General features: G+C 70.3%; 16 protein-coding genes and 1 pseudogene. 11 read left to right on the top strand and 6 right to left on the bottom strand.

Features of this window, described 5'->3' with window-relative positions:
• Positions 1-173 precede the first annotated feature (173 nt).
• On the bottom strand, positions 174-761 hold the full coding sequence (locus QUE33_RS15145) for an NUDIX hydrolase family protein (protein WP_286301111.1): 588 nt from the start codon (positions 759-761) through the stop codon (positions 174-176).
• A 79-nt stretch (positions 762-840) separates the two neighbouring features.
• On the opposite strand from QUE33_RS15145, the gene QUE33_RS15140 reads away from it, so the two are divergent.
• Together QUE33_RS15140 and QUE33_RS15135 are read left to right on the top strand one after the other, a co-directional pair.
• The gene (locus tag QUE33_RS15140) at positions 841-1,494 is read left to right on the top strand and encodes an alpha/beta hydrolase (protein WP_286301110.1); all 654 of its coding nucleotides are present in this window, start codon (positions 841-843) and stop codon (positions 1,492-1,494) included.
• A gap of 361 nt (positions 1,495-1,855) precedes the next feature.
• Positions 1,856-3,477, top strand: a pseudogene (locus QUE33_RS15135) (ABC-F family ATP-binding cassette domain-containing protein).
• A gap of 86 nt (positions 3,478-3,563) precedes the next feature.
• Here QUE33_RS15135 and QUE33_RS15130 read toward each other — a convergent pair.
• Positions 3,564-4,178, bottom strand: coding sequence for a hypothetical protein (locus QUE33_RS15130; protein ID WP_286301109.1), 615 nt, complete (start codon positions 4,176-4,178; stop codon positions 3,564-3,566).
• Between the two features lie 83 nt (positions 4,179-4,261).
• Between QUE33_RS15130 and QUE33_RS15125 the strand changes: the two genes are divergently transcribed.
• The 4 genes from QUE33_RS15125 (at position 4,262) to QUE33_RS15110 (ending at position 11,025) form a co-directional block, all read left to right on the top strand.
• Positions 4,262-8,842 carry an ATP-dependent helicase gene (locus QUE33_RS15125; RefSeq protein ID WP_286301107.1) on the top strand — a complete coding sequence of 1,527 codons (4,581 nt, stop codon included), beginning with the start codon at positions 4,262-4,264 and terminating at the stop codon, positions 8,840-8,842.
• Positions 8,843-9,015: 173 nt separating this feature from the next.
• A complete protein-coding gene (locus QUE33_RS15120; protein WP_286301105.1) occupies positions 9,016-9,771 on the top strand; it encodes an EI24 domain-containing protein in 756 nt (251 codons plus the stop codon).
• Positions 9,764-10,537 (top strand): DNA-formamidopyrimidine glycosylase family protein, encoded by a 774-nt coding sequence (locus QUE33_RS15115; RefSeq protein ID WP_286301103.1) that lies wholly within the window; start codon positions 9,764-9,766, stop codon positions 10,535-10,537. Before QUE33_RS15120 ends, QUE33_RS15115 begins: the two co-directional genes overlap by 8 nt.
• Positions 10,538-10,617: 80 nt before the next feature.
• Positions 10,618-11,025 carry a DapH/DapD/GlmU-related protein gene (locus QUE33_RS15110; protein WP_286301102.1) on the top strand — a complete coding sequence of 136 codons (408 nt, stop codon included), beginning with the start codon at positions 10,618-10,620 and terminating at the stop codon, positions 11,023-11,025.
• A 110-nt stretch (positions 11,026-11,135) separates the two neighbouring features.
• Here the strand turns inward: QUE33_RS15110 and QUE33_RS15105 are convergent, their stop codons facing one another.
• Entirely contained in the window at positions 11,136-11,801 is a 666-nt protein-coding gene (locus tag QUE33_RS15105; protein WP_286301101.1) for a LuxR C-terminal-related transcriptional regulator, read from the bottom strand.
• Positions 11,794-13,023 (bottom strand): ATP-binding protein, encoded by a 1,230-nt coding sequence (locus QUE33_RS15100; RefSeq protein WP_286301100.1) that lies wholly within the window; start codon positions 13,021-13,023, stop codon positions 11,794-11,796. Before QUE33_RS15100 ends, QUE33_RS15105 begins: the two co-directional genes overlap by 8 nt.
• A 114-nt stretch (positions 13,024-13,137) precedes the next feature.
• Here QUE33_RS15100 and QUE33_RS15095 point away from each other — a divergent pair, with 114 nt between their 5' ends.
• The gene (locus QUE33_RS15095) at positions 13,138-13,662 is read left to right on the top strand and encodes a PspC domain-containing protein (protein ID WP_286301099.1); all 525 of its coding nucleotides are present in this window, start codon (positions 13,138-13,140) and stop codon (positions 13,660-13,662) included.
• 57 nt (positions 13,663-13,719) lie between these two features.
• Here the strand turns inward: QUE33_RS15095 and QUE33_RS15090 are convergent, their stop codons facing one another.
• Positions 13,720-13,926, bottom strand: coding sequence for a hypothetical protein (locus QUE33_RS15090; protein ID WP_286301097.1), 207 nt, complete (start codon positions 13,924-13,926; stop codon positions 13,720-13,722).
• Between the two features lie 21 nt (positions 13,927-13,947).
• Here QUE33_RS15090 and QUE33_RS15085 point away from each other — a divergent pair, with 21 nt between their 5' ends.
• From QUE33_RS15085 to QUE33_RS15070, 4 genes are all read left to right on the top strand, one after another.
• A complete protein-coding gene (locus QUE33_RS15085; RefSeq protein ID WP_286301095.1) occupies positions 13,948-14,721 on the top strand; it encodes a hypothetical protein in 774 nt (257 codons plus the stop codon).
• Positions 14,718-15,083, top strand: a complete 366-nt coding sequence (locus QUE33_RS15080; RefSeq protein ID WP_286301093.1) for a hypothetical protein — start codon at positions 14,718-14,720, stop codon at positions 15,081-15,083. The genes QUE33_RS15085 and QUE33_RS15080 overlap by 4 nt, the downstream gene beginning before the upstream one ends.
• Before the next feature lie 111 nt (positions 15,084-15,194).
• Positions 15,195-15,875 carry a helix-turn-helix transcriptional regulator gene (locus QUE33_RS15075; RefSeq protein ID WP_286301091.1) on the top strand — a complete coding sequence of 227 codons (681 nt, stop codon included), beginning with the start codon at positions 15,195-15,197 and terminating at the stop codon, positions 15,873-15,875.
• 29 nt (positions 15,876-15,904) lie between these two features.
• A complete protein-coding gene (locus QUE33_RS15070) occupies positions 15,905-16,642 on the top strand; it encodes a LysR substrate-binding domain-containing protein (RefSeq protein WP_286301090.1) in 738 nt (245 codons plus the stop codon).
• An 89-nt stretch (positions 16,643-16,731) separates the two neighbouring features.
• Here the strand turns inward: QUE33_RS15070 and QUE33_RS15065 are convergent, their stop codons facing one another.
• Complete coding sequence (locus QUE33_RS15065; RefSeq protein WP_286301087.1) at positions 16,732-19,278, bottom strand: ATP-dependent Clp protease ATP-binding subunit; 2,547 nt, start codon at positions 19,276-19,278, stop codon at positions 16,732-16,734.
• Positions 19,279-19,343 lie beyond the last annotated feature (65 nt).

The raw sequence follows: 19,343 nt of genomic DNA, 5'->3' as shown, positions 1-19,343 counted from the left end.
CGATCGGCGAGTTCTTCGACGCGGCCGAGCCGCTCCGAGACGCGGGTGGTGACGAAGGCGAGCCAGTCGCCGGATGCCGTGGGGAAGACGATGTTGTCGGTCACCCGACGAGCCTACGCGTCAGCGGCCGCCGACAGAGAGCTGGTCGGCGAGAGGTCGGCGGCGGATGCCGATCAGCGCAGCAGACCGAGGTGAGCGAGCGCTTGGCGCAGCAGTGTGCCGCGGCCGCCCTCCATCTCGGCCGAGACGGTGTCGGACGCCGCCTCCTCGGGCGAGAACCAGGTGACCTCCAGCGCATCCTGACGGGGTTCGCAGGTGCCGGTGACCGGGACGACGAAGACGAGCGAGACGGCATGCTGCCGGTCGTCGTGGAAGGCGCTCACTCCCGGGATGGGGAAGTACTCGGCCACGGCGAACGGCGTCGGCGACACCGGCAGCAGCGGGAACGCCATCGGGCCGAGATCGTTCTCGATGTGCCGGAAGAGTGCATCGCGCACGGTCTCGCCGTAGCGCACCCGGCCCGACACCAGCGTGCGGGTGATCTCACCGAGCGGCGTGGAGCGCAGCAGCACCCCGATCGAGGTGACCTGTCCCGAGCCGTCGGTGATGACCGGAACGGCCTCGACGTAGAGCATGGGCAGACGCCGCCGGGCCTGTTCCAGTTCGATGTCCGTCAGCCAGGCCGGATTGGCATTCGCAGACGGCTCGTCGTCGAACCCGAAGCCGTCGTCGGGGTCAGGGTCTGGAGTGCGCACCGCCATGTGTCTGTTCTACCAGGCGATGACGACATCGACCTGCCCTGGCACCAGCCCGTGAGCGCGCAGCAGGCAAGATGGAGGAATGGACGACGTGCTGACGATCGACGACGGCCTGACCCGCTGGACTCCCGGTGAGCGCACAGGCCTTCCGCTGCTGGTGCTGCTGCACGGCTACGGCGCCGACGAGAACGACCTGTTCGGGCTGGCCGCCTACCTGCCGGACGGCATCGCCGTGGCATCCGTCGCCGCTCCGCTCGCCCCGCCGTGGCCGATGCCCGGCCGCTCCTGGTACGCGATCGACTCGCTGAGCTCCCGGGATGCCTCGGGCATCACGCTCGCCGCGGAGGCGCTGCTGCGCTGGCTCGACGCGGCTGTCGGCGATGCACCCTCCGTGGCCCTGCTGGGCTTCTCGCAGGGTGCTGCGGTGTCGCTGCAGGCACTGCGGCTCGCCCCGGAGCGGATCGACGCGGTCGTGGCGCTGAGCGGCTATGCGGCGCTCGGCGAGCTGCCGAACGATGCCGTGCTGCAGGAGCAGAAGCCGCCGGTGTTCTGGGGACGCGGCAATCGGGATGATGTGATCCCTCCGAACCTGATCGACCACACGGCGCAATGGCTGCCGGGCCACTCCGAGCTGTCCGGACGCGTGTATCCCGGGCTGACGCATTCGATCTCCGAGCAGGAGCTGGCCGATGTGAACGTGTTCCTGTCGCAGTGGAAAGACGGCATCGCCGATTGAGCGTCACCGGCTGAGGATCAGCCGATCCCGGAGCACCACGGTACGGCGGGAACGGATGCCGAGCATCCCCGCACGACGGATATCGCGACACGCCCGGGTTGCGCGATCCACCGCACTGCGGATAGGGTCTCAGGGTTCTGTCCGCCGTGTCTGGAAGTCCCTTGATCTGAATCGTCGCCTCTCCGCGTTCTCATCCACGCGCTGATCCGACGACCTCACTTCGGCTCGCCCGAGCTCGTTCAGGGCAGGTCCTGCTCCACCGGCATCCGGTCATCCTCCGTCCTTCGTGACGTGACCCGCCGCGAGACTCAGGCACCGCGGCCGTCGGCATCCGCGCACCCGCACACTCCGGGAGTCGCCCATGTCAACACCGACCACTTTCACCACCGCCACCATCACACTCGACCGGCTGACCTTCACCTGGCCGGACGGATCGGTCGCGCTCGACGCCGTCTCCGGCTCGTTCGGATCCGGCCGCACCGGGCTCGTCGGGCGCAACGGCGCCGGAAAATCCACGCTGCTGCGTCTGATCGCCGGTGAGCTCGCGCCCACATCGGGCCTGATCATCCGCACCGACGACGTCGCGTACCTGCCGCAGCGCCTCACACTCGACACCGACCGTCGCGTCGCCGACCTGCTCGGCGTCGCGGGGCCTCTCGACGCCGTCCGCGCCATCGCCGCGGGAGACGTCGACCCGGCGCACTTCGACGCCGTCGGCGACGACTGGGACATCGAGGCCAGGGCCGAGGCCTCGCTCGCCGAGGCGGGGCTCGATCCTTCGTTCCTCGATCGCACGGTCGGCGAGCTGTCCGGCGGCGAATCCGTGCTGGTGGCGATCGCCGGCATCCGTCTGCGCCGCGCACCGATCACCCTGCTCGATGAGCCGACCAACAATCTCGATCGCGAGGCGCGGGCGCGCCTGGCCGAGATGGTCCGCAGCTGGCGGGGAGCTCTGATCGTGGTCAGTCACGACATCGCACTGCTGGAGCTGATGGACGACACCGCCGAGCTGTACGGCAGCAGCCTGAGCGTGTTCGGGGGCCCGTACTCGCAGTGGCGGGCGTGGCTGGATGCCGAGCAGGAGGCCGCCCGGCAGGACGAGCGCGACGCGAAGCGAGCGCTGAAGAAGGAGAGGCGCCAGCGCATCGAGGCCGAGACGAAGCTCGCCACTCGCGCCAAGATGGGGCGCAAGGCGTTTGAGGAGAAGCGGGTGCCGAAGATCGTCGCCAACGGACGCAAGATGGCCGCGCAGGTCTCGGCAGGAAAACTGCGCACCGAGGTGGAGGAGAAGGAGGATGCCGCACGGCAGGCGCTGGACGCCGCCGGTCACCGCGTGCGCGACGATGACAGCATGAGGATCGAGCTGCCCGACCCGGGTGTGTCATCGTCACGCCGAATCGTGACGATCGGGGACGGCGAGCGCTCGTGGATGGTGCAGGGGCCGGAGCGGGTCGCGCTGATCGGCCGCAACGGGGTCGGCAAGACCACCCTGCTACGGCGGCTGGTGACGGCTTCCGTGCACGACTCCGGCGTGCAGGACTCCGGTGTGCACGACTCCGGTGTGCACACCGACCGGATCGGCTACCTCTCTCAGCGCGTGGACGGGCTCGACGAGAACGCCTCGGTGGTGGCGAGCATCGCCTCCGCCGCACCGCACGTGCCCGACAAAGAGCTGCGCAACCGGCTCGCCCGGTTCCTGATCCGAGGAGACGATGAACCGCCCGGTCAGCGCGCTCTCCGGAGGAGCGGTTCCGCGTCGCGCTGGCCAGGCTGCTGCTCGCGGATCCTGCTCCGCATCTCGTGGTGCTGGACGAGCCGACCAACAACCTCGATCTCGACACGGTCGATCAGCTGGTCCAGGCGCTGCGCGCGTATCGCGGAGCGGTGCTCGTCGTCAGCCACGACGACGTGTTCCTGGAACGCCTCGGACTCGACCTCACCCTCGAGCTGAGTGCAGAGGGCCGCCTGTCCGAGGTCGGGTGACGCCTCCGATCTCGGGGTCCGCTGCGAGCGCGGCGTATTCGGCCGGGCGCACTTCCGACATTGTCGAGAGGCGATGCCCGCGCACCTCAGCTGAGCCGGTCGAGCCACGGATGCCGGGGCAGTGTCTGCTCGAGGACACCCGCCAGCCACTCCCTGCGCCGCGCGTCGAGGAACGGCAGGGTCGCGTCGAAATCGGCCCGATCCTTCTCCCGCAGCCCCTTCGCCTTGTACAGCAGCTGGATCTCGGGCTGCAGGTAGCGGATGCCGTCCCGCTCCCAGAGCGCTCGGCGCATCGGCATCCGGATGCTGGTGTCCCGTTTGTACTGCCACTCCTGGCGGGTTCCTGGCCCCAGCAGGATGTCGTACTCCCAGGGTTCTGCGGCGCTGCGGCGCGCCCAGAGCTGCCCGCATCCCTCCAGCAGGTCGGCGGGGTCGTCGGATGCGACCGGCTTCAGCGCGCCCGACGAGGCGCCCCACAGGTCCAGACGCCCCTTCACGTGCGCACGCAGCAGCGGCAGCTCATCGCGCAGGATGCCGGGATCGATGTCCTCGTGATGACGTTCGATGCCTGTGAAGGCCTGCAGCGACCACCCGCCCGCGACCCACCAGACGCCCGGGTAGTCGTCGAAGAGGTCGCGGACGTCGTCCGGAGTGCGAGGTTCCCATCGTCCGTACAGCCGCTCGAACTCCGCGTCGTCCATCACACCACGCTATCCGGACGTGGGATGCGCCGCACCGGCGGCGAGGGAGTCCCGGTGTCGGCGGCCTGCCGCATGATGGAGGGATGGGCGATGTGCTCGACCGCTTCACTCCCGCGACCCAGGACTGGTTCCGCGGGGCGTTCGACGCGCCCACCCCGGCCCAGGCCGGCGCGTGGGAAGCGATCTCGGCGGCGCGCAACGCCCTGGTCGTCGCTCCGACCGGATCCGGCAAGACGCTCTCGGCGTTCCTGTGGGCGATCGACAGCGTGTTCCGCGAGCAGGCCCAGAGGCAGACGGCGGATGCCGGCGATGACGCCCCGCCGCGCACCCGCGTCCTCTACATCTCACCGCTGAAGGCTCTGGGCGTCGACGTCGAGCGCAACCTGCGCTCGCCCCTGATCGGCATCGGCCAGTCCGCGCGGCGCCTCGGTCTGAACCCGCCGCAGATCACGGTCGGAGTGCGCTCGGGCGACACGACCGCGGGCGACCGGCGCAGGCTGGTCAGCAATCCGCCCGACATCCTCATCACCACTCCCGAGTCGCTGTACCTCATGCTCACCAGCCGTGCCGGCGAGACGCTGCGCGGGGTGCACACGGTGATCATCGATGAGGTGCACGCGGTCGCGGCCACCAAGCGCGGCGCGCACCTCGCGGTCAGCCTGGAACGGCTGGACGCGCTGCGCGCCGCACATGGGAGCCAGCAGCCAGCGCAGCGCATCGGCCTGTCGGCGACGGTGCGTCCGATCGACGAGGTCGCGCGGTTCCTCGGTGGTTCGGCACCGGTCGAGATCGTTGCGCCGCGCGCGGTGAAGACCTTCGAACTGGGTGTGATCGTCCCCATCGACGACATGCGCAATCCTCCTCCGCCACCGGGCGCGCCATCGCCGACGGATGCCGCCGAGGCCGAGTACACCGAAGTCACCGGCTCGGTGTGGCCGCACGTCGAGGAGGCGATCGTCGACAAGGTGCTCCAGAACCAGTCCACGATCGTGTTCGCCAACTCGCGCAGACTGGCCGAGCGGCTCACCGGCAGGCTCAACGAGATCTACGAAGCCCGATCGTCGGGCGAGCACAGCGAGACGAGTCGGACGGACGCCGATCCCGTGCTCGCGAAGGCCCACCACGGGTCGGTCTCGAAGGAGCAGCGCGCCATCGTCGAAGAGGAGCTGAAGTCCGGCATCCTGCGCTGCGTGGTCGCCACCAGCAGCCTGGAGCTCGGCATCGACATGGGCGCGGTCGATCTGGTGATCCAGGTGGAGGCGCCGCCGTCTGCGGCATCCGGTCTGCAGCGGGTCGGCCGTGCGGGGCACCAGGTCGGCGAGATCAGCCGGGCCTCGCTGTTCCCGAAACATCGCGGCGACGTGCTGCACACCGCCATCGTCACCGAGCGGATGCTGAAGGGTCAGATCGAGGCGATCTCCGTGCCCCGCAACCCGCTGGACATCCTCGCCCAGCAGACCGTCGCGGCCTGCGCGCTGGATCCGATCTCGGTGGAGGACTGGTACGAGACCGTGCGCCGCAGCGCTCCCTTCCAGACCCTGCCCCGCTCCGCGTACGAGGCGACACTGGATCTGCTGGCCGGAAAGTACCCCTCTGATGAGTTCGCCGAGCTGCGGCCACGGCTGGTGTGGGATCGGGATGCCGGCACCCTCACCGGGCGCCCAGGGGCTCAGCGCATCGCGGTGACCAGCGGTGGCACGATCCCCGACCGCGGACTGTTCGGGGTCTTCGTCGCGGGTGAGAGCACGGGCGCGCGGGTCGGCGAGCTCGATGAGGAGATGGTCTACGAATCGCGCGTGGGCGACGTGTTCACCCTCGGGACCACGAGCTGGCGGATCGCCGAGATCACCCACGACCGCGTCAATGTGATCCCCGCTTACGGGCAGCCCGGAAAGGTGCCGTTCTGGCACGGCGACGGCATCGGCAGGCCGTTCGAGCTGGGCGAGGCCCTGGGCCGCTTCTCGCGCGAGGTCTCCACCGCGACACCGGCCAAGGCGCAGCAGCGGCTGATCGATGCGGGGCTCGACGAGCGGGCCCGCGACAACCTGATCGGCCACCTCACCGAGCAGCGCGAGGCGACGGGAACGCTGCCGACCGACCGCACGCTCACCGTGGAGCGGGGGCACGACGAGGTCGGCGACTGGCGGGTCATCCTGCATTCCCCATACGGCATGAAGGTGCACGCGCCCTGGGCGCTGGCCGTCAACGCGCGGATCCGCGAGCGGCTGGGGGTGGAGGGCTCGGCGGTCGCGAGCGACGACGGCATCATCGTGCGCATCCCGGATGCCGATGCCGAGCCGCCCGGCGCCGAGCTGTTCGTGTTCGACGCCGATGAGCTGGAGCAGATCGTCACCGCCGAGGTCGGCGGGTCGGCGCTGTTCGCCTCGCGCTTCCGCGAGTGCGCGGCCCGTGCGCTGCTGATGCCGAGGATGAACCCGAACAAGCGCACACCGCTGTGGCAGCAGCGCCAGCGCTCGGCCCAGCTGCTGGAGGTCGCTCGCCGGCATCCGACCTTCCCGGTCATCCTGGAGACCCTGCGCGAGGTGCTGCAGGACGTCTACGATCTGCCGTCGCTGCGCCGGCTCATCACCGACGTCGCCGAGCGCCGCATCCGCCTGGTCGAGACCGAGCCCGCACAGCCGTCTCCGTATGCCCGCGATCTGCTGTTCGGCTACGTCGGCGCGTTCATGTACGAGGGCGACTCGCCACTGGCCGAGCGGCGTGCGGCGGCCCTCTCGGTCGACCCGTCCCTGCTGGGCGAGCTGCTGGGCACCGTCGAGATGCGCGAGCTGCTCGACCCCGATGTGATCGTGCAGTTCGAGCGCGAGGCGCAGCGGCTCGATCCGCAGCGCCGTGCACGAGGTCTGGAGGGCGTCGCGGATCTGCTGCGGATGCTGGGCCCGATGGATGCCGCCGACGTCGCCGAGCGGCTGGAGAACGCCGACGATCCGACCACTTCAGCGCGCCGGGAGCAGGCATCCGCTCTCCTCTCCGAACTCGTCACCGCCCGTCGCGCCATCGCCGTCACGATCGCCGGGCATGCGCGCTTCGCCGTGATCGAGGATGCCGGGCGGCTGCGCGACGCCCTCGGCGCGGCGCTGCCCACCGGAATCCCGGTCGCTTTCCTGGAGCCCGTCGCCGACCCGCTCGGCGACCTGGTCTCGCGGCACGCCCGCACGCACGGTCCCTTCACGACGGATGCCGTGGCCGCACGCCTGGGCATCGGCGCAGCCGTGGCCCGGCACACCCTGCAGCGGCTGGAATCCGCCGGACGGCTGACCAGCGGGTACTTCCTGCCGGCCGCCGACGCCGACCCCGGCGGGGCGAAGGAGTGGTGCGACGCCGAGGTGCTGCGCCGGCTGCGGATGCGGTCGCTGGCGGCGATCCGGGGCAGTGTCGAGCCGGTCAGCCCACGGGCCTATGCGCGGTTCCTGCCCGACTGGCAGCACCTCGCCCGTCCGCTGGAGGGCGTCGACGGCGTGCTGAGCGTGATCGAGCAGTTCGCCGGTGTGCCGATCCCGGCCAGCGCCTGGGAGTCCCTCGTGCTGCCTGGGCGCGTGCGCGACTATGCCCCGTCGCTGCTGGACGAGCTCACCGCCTCCGGCGAGGTCGTCTGGGCGGGGCACGGCTCCCTGCCCGGGCGCGACGGCTGGGTGTCGCTGCATCCGGCAGACCTCGCTCCGTTCACACTGCCCGTCCCCGAGGAGGCTCCGGCCGCGGGCTCCCTCGAGGAGAGAGTGCTCGACTCGCTGCGACTGAGCGGCGCCTCCTTCGCGAGTGCAGTGAAGGCGATGACGGATGCCGAGAATGAACAGTCCGTGCTCGATGCCCTGTGGACGCTCACCTGGCAGGGGCACGTGACGAACGACACGTTCTCACCGGTGCGGGCGCTGCTCGCCGGAGGCTCGCAGGCGCACAAGACCACCCGGCGCGCGCCGCGCACCCGCACCTACCGCGGCATCTCGCTGGCGAGGCCGGACGCACGACCGTCATCGGTCGGGTTCGGCGGGCGCTGGGCGGTGCTGCCGGAGACCGATCCGGATGCCGCGCGTCGCGCCACGGTCACCGCCGGGCTTCTGCTCGACCGCTACGGGGTCGTGACCCGCGGCGCCGTGCAGGCCGAAGGCATCCCCGGCGGGTTCGCCCAGGTCTATCGGGTACTCGCCGGCTTCGAGGAGGCCGGGCACTGCCGCCGCGGCTACGTGATCGAGAAGCTCGGCGCGGCGCAGTTCGCGGCATCCACGACCGTCGACCGGCTGCGCACCTTCGCGGGACTGGCCGATCCTCCCCCGCGCCGGGCTGTCACTCTCGCGGCCACCGATCCCGCGAACCCCTACGGTGCGGCGCTCGGCTGGCCCCGGCTCGATGAGGTCTCGCACCGGCCGGGGCGCAAGGCCGGCGGCCTGGTTGTGCTCGTCGACGGTGCGCTCGTGCTGTACCTGGAGCGCGGCGGTCGCACGGTGCTCGCCTTCGACGACGATCCCGAGGTGCTGCGGGTCGCCGCATCCGATCTCGTCACCACCTCCCGCGCCCGAAAGCTGGAGACCCTCACGGTGGAGAAGATCAACGGCGCCGGGGTCTACGGCACGCCCTTCGCCCTGGCCCTCCAGGAGGCCGGCTTCGTGCCCACCCCGCGCGGCTATGCCCTGCGCAGAGTCGTGTGAGCAGTCCGCCTCAGGGCGAAGTGCCACCATGTTCGGCGTAGCGGAGAGTGATCCGGCCATCGTGGCCAGTTCTCCCATGACTCACACCGTCTCACTTTTGATACAGGTGCGGGAGCGCCTCGACACCCCGCCCACGGGGATTCCTTGAGGCGACCTGCCATAGTCTGGCCATCATGATCAGTGAGCTGCTCACCGGCATCCGGTTTCTGGGGCGCGGCTTCGGCTACTGGAAGCGGATGCCGGGGCTGATGCTGCGGGGGCTCATCCCGGGGCTGATCGCGCTGATGATCCTGGCTGCGGCGATCATCCCGCTGCTGCTCTCGCTCGGGTCGATCACTGCCTGGCTCACCCCGTTCGCGGATTCCTGGGATCCGGGATGGGAGACCGCGCTTCGGATCGCGGTGGGCGTGGTGATCGTCATCGGCTCGCTCGTACTGGCCAGCGTGGTGTTCACCGCGCTCACGCTGCTGATCGGCGACCCGTTCTATCAGCGCATCTGGCGGGCAGTCGAGCTGGACTTGGGCGGAGACGTTCCCGAAGGCGACGGCGGGCTGCGCGTGGCGCTCGGCGAGAGCATCCGTCTGGTCGCGCTGGGCATCCTGGTCGCGATCCTCGCGCTGGCCGTCGGACTGGTACCGGGCATCGGTGCGCCCGTCGCCGCAGTGGTCAGCGTGCTGCTCACCGGGCGGCTCCTCGCCCGCGAGCTCACCGGCCGTGCGCTGAACGCGCGCGACGTCCCCAGCCGCGAGCGCTCCCGCCTGCTCGCAACGCGCCGCTCCCGCCTGCTGGGTTTCGGCGTCGCGACGCAGCTGTGCTTCATGGTGCCCCTCGGCGCCGTGTTCATCATGCCCACCGCCGTCGCCGGCGCCACCCTGCTCGCCCGCGAGCTGCTCGCCGATCCCCCTCCCCCGCGAACCGCACATGCCTGAGGGCGACACCGTCTTCCAGACCTCGCGCCGCCTCGATGAGGCGCTGCGGGGGCAGGTCGTCACGCGATTCGACCTGCGCGTCCCCCGCGCCGCAACCGTCGATCTGACCGGCGAGACGGTGCGCGAGGTCGCACCGCGCGGCAAGCACATCCTGATGCGCATCGGCGAGCACACGCTGCATTCCCATCTGCGCATGGACGGTTCCTGGCGACTGCACCGGCCCGGCGAGAAGTGGCGGCATCCGGCTTTCAAGGTTCGCGCGATCGTCGGCACGGCAACCCGGGAGGCCGTCGGCGTCGACCTCGCCGAGGTGAAGGTCGTCGCCACCCGCGACGAGCAGGAGCTGGTCGGCCACCTCGGACCCGATCCGCTCGCCGAGGACTGGGATGCCGGGGAGGCCGTCCGGCGTCTGAGCATCGACACCCGCAGCATCCATGTCGCCCTGCTCGACCAGCGCAACGTCGCCGGTTTCGGCAACGAGTACGCCGCAGAGCTACTGTTCCTGCGCGGAATCCTTCCCGAGACGCCGGTGACGGATGTCGACGTCGCTATGCTCCTCGACCTCGGGGTCCGCACGATCCGCGCCAACCGCGATCGCGTCGATCGCACGTTCACCGGCCACGCCCGGCGCGGCGCGACGGACTGGGTGTACGGCCGCGCGGGACGCCCCTGCCGTCGATGCGGAACGCTGATCCGCCGCGGCGAACTGGGCGCCGACGCCACCCGCGAGCGCGTCACATTCTGGTGTCCGAACTGCCAGCACTGACCTTCACCCCGACCGGGGAATGAATTTTCACCGTCTGTGGTTGTAGTTATATCCGAACGTATCCGGACACGGGAGGGATCGTGGGCAAGAACTACATCGACATCGAGGACGAGCGGGGCGGAACGCTGCGGTATCGCAAGCACGCCAACGGCCGTGGCCTCGTCGCGCACGGCGCGAAGGTGAACCCCAAGGCGCTCATCGAAGCCGGGGCCTATGTCGAACCCGGGGCGAAGATCGGCGCCGGGGCGAGGATCGTCCGCGGCGCATGGGTCGAATCGGATGCTGTGATCGGCGAGAACGCGTACATCGACGCGCACGCGCATGTCGGGCAGGGCGCGGTGATCGGCGCAGACGCTCACATCGGCGTGCGCACCGAGGTCGGAGCGGGGGCCCGCATCGCCCGGGGCGCGCGTATCGGCGACGACGAGACCGTCGCTGCGGGACTGCGCATCACCACCGACCGGAAAGGGCTCTGGCTGGCGGCCTGAACGTCCGATCCGGGAGCACGCCTGACCTCAACCCCCGTCTATCTGGCGTGCGTGCACGCACGGACCGGCGTGTCGCGTGCATCAGCGCCATATAGACGGGGTTGCGGGGGTCAGAGCAGGCGACGCTCCGATGCCCATACCGTGAGCTCGTGCCGGGAGGAGAGCTGCAGTTTGCGCAGCACTGCCGAGACATGCGTCTCCACGGTCTTGATCGAGATGAACAGCTCGGCGGCGACCTCCTTGTAGGCGTAGCCGCGAGCGATCAGGCGCATGACCTCCTGCTCGCGCGCCGAGAGCCGGTCGAGTTCGTCGTCCACCGCAGCGGTCTCGCCGGCGACCGCGCCGAACGCGTCCAGCACGAAGCCGGCCAGTCGCGGTGAGAACACGGCATCGCCCTCGGCGACCGCCTGCACCGCCTTCGAGACCTCGATGCCCGACGAGCCCTTGGTGATGTATCCGCGGGCGCCTGCCCGGATCACCCGCACGACATCCTCCGCGGCATCCGAGACGCTCAGCGCCAGGAATCGCACGCCGGTGGGAGCACTGCCCCGGATGACGGCTTCACCGCCGGCGGCCTCCGGACCAGTGGACGGGCCACCGGGCAGATGCACGTCGAGCAGTACGACGTCGGGCTGCGTCTCGCCGATCACCCGGATCGCTGAGGGAACGTCGGCCGCCTCGCCCACGACCTCGACGGCCGTGTCGAGGTCGGCGCGCAGGCCCGACCGGAAGATCGAGTGATCGTCGACGATCACGACACGGATGCCGTCAGTCATGGTTCTCTCCCGCTGCTCCGATGATCCGCAGATGCACCTCAGTGCCGTTCTCGTCGCTGCGCACGCTCGCCGACCCGCCGGCTCGCCGCATCCGTCCGATGATCGACTGGCGCACGCCGAGCCGGTCGTCGGCCACCTCGTCGAGGTCGAAGCCGGGTCCGCGGTCGCGGACGAACACGTCGACGCCGGATGCCGATCCCTCGATGTACACCGAGACCTCGTCGCCGGCATGGCGCGCGGCGTTCAGCATCGCCTCGCGCGCTGCGGCAGCCAGTTCCCCACTGGCACGCTCGGTGGACAGTCCCGCCGAGACGACGTCGATGCGCACGGGATAGTCCAGCTCCAGGGCGCCGGCGTAGTCGCGCAGGTCGGTGGCCAGATCGCTGTCGGCCGGGGCGTCGCCGTCGTACAGCCAGGCCCGCAGCTCCCGCTCCTGCGCGCGGGCGAGACGCGCAGCCTCGCTCGAGGCGCCGGCCCGGTTCTGGATCAGGGCGAGCGTCTGCAGCACCGAGTCGTGCAGGTGCGCGGCCATCTCGCTGCGCTGCTCCTCACGGATGCGGCGCACCCGCTCACCCGCCAGCTCGTGCCAGCGGTGCACGAGCGCCGAGGCGAACATCGCCAGCAGACCCGCGAACGGCACGAACACGAACCCCGGGTTGTGCGCGAGCATCACGATCTGCACCACGAGCAGGAGCACCGAGACCCCTCGCACGACGGCGGCATGACGCGGCCCGCGTGCCGGGTCGCCGCGGTCGATGAGGTCCGCCCACAGTGCAGCGGCGACGAGAACAGCCACGATGCCGAGCAGCGCGACGATCGAGAGACGCGCGGACGTGTAGCTGTAGGCGAATCCGTCCAGCAGCGGGATGCTGATGATGTACCCGCTCCCCAACTGCGGAAGCACGACCAGCTCCAGCAGCACTGCGACGGAGAGCAGGATCCACGCCACCGGTGCCCGGCGCGACGGCGCAGACTCTCCCCGCTCCCACGGCGTGAACGCCCAGCACCAGGCGTACAGCAGGACGCCCGCTCCGCCGAGCACCGTGAGGGCGATGAACAGCATCCGCACCTGCCAGACCTGTGCGCCGAGATGGCGGGCCAGACCTGCAGCAGTTCCGGAGATCAGGCATTCGCGCACGCGCGACAGCACCGGTCGCGGCGGCAGGGCCGCGCCCGGAGGGCGAACCGCGGTCGCTGACGGATGCGACAGGGAAGAGGACATGACGCCATCCAACCACCCGCCCCGGGCGATCCGGGGCGGGGAGGGCGAGGTTCAGGGTCGAGTCAGGGGATCACCCCATGGCGGCACTGGTCCGCGCACCGGAATGATCGAAGCATGACCTTCCCGACCGCTCCGCCGTCCGCCGAGACAGCGCGCCCCGAGCCGCCGCACCGTTCCGATCGCTTCTACGCGTGGGTCGCCGGTCTCGGAATCGCCCGCTCCGATGGGTGGATCGGCGGGGTCGCCGCCGGCATCGCCTCGCGGCTGCGCATCGACCCGCTGATCGTGCGCGGCGTGCTGGTGGTGGCGGCACTGTGCGGACTGCCGATGATCCTCGTCTACGCGCTGGCGTGGGCGCTGCTGCCCGATCCGGAGGGGCGCATCCACCTGCGGGAGCTGTTCCGCGGGCGCTTCCAGCCCGCACAGCTGGGGATCCTCGCCGGCCTGATCGTCGGGCTGTCCACCATGTCGCCGCCGGCGACGCTGTTCCTCGTCGCGCGCATCCTCAACCCCTACGCCTACCCGTCGTACGGGATCAGTGCGTTCGGGGTCTTCCTGTTCGTCATCGGGCTGGTGCTGGTCGGCATCCTGCTCGTCCTGATCGTGCGCGCCGCGCGCCGCACTCCCGGGGTGAGGTGACCGACCCGCGCATGGCTTCCGCGGTCGCACCTCCCCGTTCCCCTCCGCTCCGGCCGGCTATTCGGGCGCCGCCGTCGATGCGGAGACACGAGAGGAGGATGCCGCCGCGGAGGGCGCGATACCGGCATCCTCCCTCCCCTCGGCGCCCCCACCGCCGACGCTGCCGCGCTGGAGGCCTGGCGTGCGCAGCACGCTGCCTGGCAGGAGCAGGATCAGGCCTGGCGGCGGCAGCAGCAGGATGCCGAGCGCGCGGCGCGCGATCAAGCACGCCGGGAGCGGCAGACGATGGCCGCCGAGTTCGCCGCCGAGGCCGCCGAACGGCGCCGCATCCGCCGTGCGTCGAACCCGCGTGCGAGCTTCGCCTACGTGGCCACCGCGATCGGCCTGGCCGTAGTCGCCGGCGCCGTCGTGTGGCTGCTGTCGCAGAACCCGGATGTCGTGACCGCAGGGCTGGCGCTGTTCTCGGCCGCGCTCGTGCTGGCTCTGGGCATGGTGGTCGCCGGCGTGGCACGCCGGCGCAGCGGCTTCCTGGCGTTCGTCACCGTGATCGCGCTGGTCGCCGCACTGATCACCGGCGGAGCCGCCACGCTGGGAGATGTGCGGTTCGGGAGCACCAGCGTATGGAATTCAGAAGGCAGCAACTCGATCCGACAGCCGTTCGGGACCACCATGATCCAGCTCCAGAATCTGCCGAGCTTGGCCTCGCCTCCGGTGACAGTTCACAAGGGATCCGGATACACGGAGATCTATGTGGGTGACGGCGTGAAGCTGCAGCTGACCGCGACCGTGCGCGACGTCAGAGTGCAATGGCAACGAATCGACCTCAGTGCCGATGGCGACACCATCGGCACTGAAGATGGCTCGTACTCCGGCTCACGACAGGCCGACGGCAGCACGGTCTACCGCGAGACGGTCACGACACCACTCGACCCGAATCGTCCAGCTGATGATCCTGATGTCCCACAGACCGTCGTCTCGGTGCCCGTCACCATCGACCAGGACTCCGGACAGATCCGCGTCCTCTACTTGACCCGTCCCGACCAGGAGAAGCCAGAATGAACGCCGAGCCCACCACGCCGCTGCCGGACTCGGCCGAGACGCTCCCGCTCCCGGATGCGTCGGCGCCCGCCGACGGCACGACTGCGTTCAGTGCGGATGCCGAGCTGCCCGCATCCGCGCCCCTGCCTCGCACCCGCTGGGCGGCGATCGTCTGGGGTGTGTGCTTCGCCGGGATCGCCTGGGCGGGGATCTGGATGCTCGGCAGTGCAGACCGCCGGGACGGGGTCGCGGATGCCTTCGCTTCGCTCACGCCGGGTACCATCACCGCCCTCGTGCTGCTGACGATCGGTGTGCTGGTGCTCATCACCGGTCTGGTCGGCCTGATCCGACACGCCCAGCGGCGACTCACGACGCGCGTCTGATCGGAGGCGCCGAGTCCATTCTCAAGCCCAACCTCTTCTAAAAGAAGTTACGATTGCAGATAGAAGCACTGAGTTCTCAGCGCACGGCGTTCTTCTTGCAGAGGGTTCATCATGGACATCACCGCACGGGCCTCGAGCATCGGCACCCTCTCCGACGACACCCGCCGGGCGCTGTACGAGCACGTCTCGGCCCAACCCGAGCCCGTCAGCCGTGAGGCCGCGGCGAGCGCCGTCGGCGTCTCCCCGAACATGGCGCGCTTCCACCTGGACAAGCTGGTCGACGCCGGGCTGCTGCAGACCGAGTTCCGGCGGCTGACCGGACGCACCGGCCCCGGGGCGGGGCGACCGTCCAAGCTGTACCGCCGCTCCGACGGCACGATCTCGGTGTCGCTGCCGGAGCGCCGGTACGACCTGGTCGGGCACCTGCTCGCCGGCGCGATCGAGCGTGCCGCCGAAGGCGCCGATCTGAACGCCTCCGTCGCCGAGGTCGCGCACGATGAGGGGCTGCGCATCGCGGCATCCGGGCCCGAACCCGATGATCCTGCCGACGATCTCGAGCGCGTGTCCGCTGTGCTCGCCGCCCAGGGGTTCGAACCGCGTGAGCAGGACGGTGCGCTCACGCTCGCGAACTGCCCCTTCGACTCGCTCGCCCGCGAGCACACCGAGCTGGTCTGCTCGGCGAACCTCGCGCTGATCGGCGGCGTCCTGGAGGGGATGCACTGCCCGCACCTGCGCGCGCACGGAGAGCCGCACGTCGGGCAGTGCTGCGTGGCGATCCGTCGCGCGCAGTGATCTCGGCATCCGCGGTCTACGCTGATGCGATGAGAAACGACCGGCGCCGCCCCGCGCGGCCGCGCCCCGGCAAGCCGGCATCGAAGAAGGCGGCACCGAAGAAAGCAGCTCCGAAGAGGCAGTCGACCGCGAAGCCCGTTGCGAGGACCCCGAAGCAGCAGCGTCCCGCGCCGGAGCAGCCGCGCACGCTTCGCCTCGGGCTGGTGCCAGGGACGACGCCGGGCAGGTGGATCGACACCTGGAAGCAGCGGATGCCGCACGTCGAGCTCGAACTCGTTCCACTGACGTTCGCCGGGCAGCGCGAGCGTCTCAGCGAGGTGGATCTCGCGCTCATCCGCCTTCCCCTGGAACGCACCGACGAGCTGCACGTCATCCCGCTCTACGACGAGGTGCCGGTGGTGGTGGCATCCCGCGAATCGCATCTGCTGGCCGCCGAGCAGCTCACCGCCGACGATCTCGCCGGTGAGGTGCTGATCACCCCGGCCGACGACGTGCTCGGCCCGCTCGATCTGCCCACGATCACACCGTCGTTCCCGATGCTCGCCACCACCAGGGACGCGGTGGAGACGGTGGCATCCGGCGTCGGCATCCTGGTGGTGCCGATGTCGCTGGCCCGGCTGCACCAGCGCAAGGATGCCGACTATCGGCCACTGCAGGGCGGCCCCGCCTCGACGGTCGCACTGGCCTGGCCGCGCGAGGCGACCACGCCCGATGTCGAGGCCTTCGTCGGCATCGTGCGCGGCCGCACCCCGAACTCCTCCCGCTGAAAGCCCGTCTATTTGTGCCGAACGCGGCCGATTCCGAGGGGACCGCCCGCATTTGGCACAAATAGACGGGCTTGGGGGTGGGGTGGGGGTCAGGCGGCGGGGGCCAGGGATGCGGCCAGGGCGGCGACCTGGAGGGCGCCATCGGACGCGTCCACGCGCACCTGGCCGCCGTCTGCCAGCGAGCCAGCGACGAGCAGGTCGGCGATGCGATCGTCGACCTCGCGCTGGATCAGGCGACGCAGCGGACGCGCACCGTACTCCGGCTCGTAGCCATGCTCGCCGAGCCACTCCACCGCGGCATCCGTCGCCTCGAACGCGATCTCACGATCCGCCAGCCGCTTCGCCGTCGCCTCGAGCATCAGCCGCACGATGCGGCCCAGCTCCTCGCGCGAGAGCTTCTGGAAGATCACGATCTCGTCGATGCGGTTCAGGAACTCCGGACGCATCGCCTCGCGAAGCTTGCCCATCACCCGCGCCCGCAGGTCCTCCTGCGAGGCGAATCCGGATGCCGACGCATCCTGCGAGGCCACGAACCCGAGCGCGCCCGAGCGCGACGCCAGGAACTCCGATCCGATGTTCGAGGTCATCACGACCACGGTGTTGCGGAAGTCGACCGTGCGCCCCTGACCATCGGTGAGCCGACCATCGTCGAGCACCTGCAGCAGCAGGTTGAACACGTCGGGGTGCGCCTTCTCGATCTCGTCGAACAGCACGATCGAGTACGGGTTGCGCCGCACGCGCTCGGTGAGCTGACCGGCCTCGTCATAGCCGACGTATCCCGGAGGGGCGCCGACCAGGCGCGACACCGTGTGCCGCTCGCCGAACTCGCTCATGTCGAATCGGATCACGGCGGTCTCGTCGTCGAAGAGACGGTCTGCGAGGGCCTTGGCCAGCTCGGTCTTGCCGACACCGGTCGGCCCGAGGAACAGGAACGAGCCCACCGGCCGGCGCGCGTCGCCCATGCCGGTGCGGCTGCGACGGACCGCGCGGGCCACGGCCGCGACCGCATCGTCCTGACCGATCACCCGGGAGTGCAGGTCGGCCTCCAGGCCGCCCAGACGCTCGCGCTCGGTCTCGGTCAGACGGCTGACCGGGATCCCGGTGGCGCGCGAGATCACCGCAGCGATCTGCGCCTCGTCGACGACGGCGTCCGCCGAGGCGGGCGCTCCCGCCTGGTCGATCCGCGCCTGCACGGCGAGGATCTCGTCTCGCACGCGAGAAGCCTCCTCGTAGTGCTCCGCGCTGACGGCGGCATTCTTCTGCGCCTCCAGCTCGGCCAGCTGCGCCAGCAGCGCATCGACATCGGCGGTGGCGCCCAGCTGCAGGCGCAGCCGGGCCCCGGCCTGGTCGATCAGGTCGATGGCCTTGTCGGGCAGCACCCGATCGGGCAGGTAGCGGGCGCTCAGCTCGACCGCGGCGCGGATCGCCTCATCGGTGTAGGCGACGGCGTGGTGCTCCTGATACGCGGGCTTCAGCCCCTGCAGAATCCGCACAGCATCCTCGATCGAGGGCTCGGAGACCTTCACGGGCTGGAACCGGCGCTCCAGCGCCGCATCCTTCTCGATCCGGCGGTACTCGCCGAGCGTGGTCGCGCCCACCAGGTGCAGCTCGCCGCGCGCCAGCCGCGGCTTGAGGATGTTCCCGGCATCCATCCCGCCGCTCTCGCCCGAGCCGCCGGCGCCGACCACGGTGTGCAGCTCGTCGACGAACACGATGATCTCGCCCTTGTGCGCGGCGATCTCGTCCATCGTCTTCGTCAGCCGCTCCTCGAAGTCTCCGCGGTACCGGGTGCCGGAGAGCATCCCCGGCAGATCCAGCGAGACCACGCGACGATCCTTCAGCTGCGCAGGCACCTCGCCCTCGACGATCGCGCGCGCCAGGCCCTCGACGACGGCGGTCTTGCCGACACCGGCCTCGCCGATCAGCACCGGGTTGTTCTTGGTGCGCCGGCTGAGGATCTCGATGGTCTGCTCGATCTCGGACGCGCGTCCGATCACCGGGTCCAGCTCGCCTGCACGTGCCAGCGCGGTCAGGTCGAGTCCGTACTGGTCCAGCATCGGGGTCTCGGATGCCGGGTCACCGGCCTGCGTGCTCGGTGCCACACCTGCCGGCACCGGCTCGCCGCGCAGGCTCTGCGTGAGCGCCTCGGCGGTGACGCCGGAGCGCGCGAGGATCTGCCCGGAGGGCGAGTCCTGGGCGATCACGAGGGCGAAGAACACGTGCTCGGGTTCGATGTAGGTCGAGCCCGAGGACCGGGCGACCTGGTAGGCGTGGAACAGCGCCCGGCTGGCGCTGGAGGTCAGGCTCGCGGCATCCACCTCAGCTGCCGGACGGCTCTCCGGAAGACCCGCATCGACGGCCTTCGCGATAGCGACGGGGTCGGCGCCGATGCGCCGGATGGCGTGCGAGACGGCCTCGTCCTCGACGATCACCCGCAGCACATGCAGGGCGTCCAGCTCGGTCTGGCCGCGCTCCAGCGCGAAGCGGCCGGCACGCTGCAGGATCTGCTGCGTGCGCGCGGTGAGGAACCGGCTGAGGTCGATCGACCGCGTCTGCCGGGCCTGCTCACCCGCCAGGTAGCGCGCCAGGAACTCGTCGAACGAGCCCGAACCCGCCTCGTTGAAGTCGTTGGGCATTTCGCTTCCTCTCAAACTTGAGCGTGCTTCTATCAAGTTCAACGACATATGATGACGCCTATTCC

Origin of the sequence: Microbacterium suwonense, assembly GCF_030296555.1 — a bacterium.
GTDB classification, from domain to species: domain Bacteria; phylum Actinomycetota; class Actinomycetes; order Actinomycetales; family Microbacteriaceae; genus Microbacterium; species Microbacterium suwonense.
The sequence above is the reverse complement of the archived record's forward strand: the minus strand, read 5'-3'. Positions and strand labels throughout refer to the sequence as shown.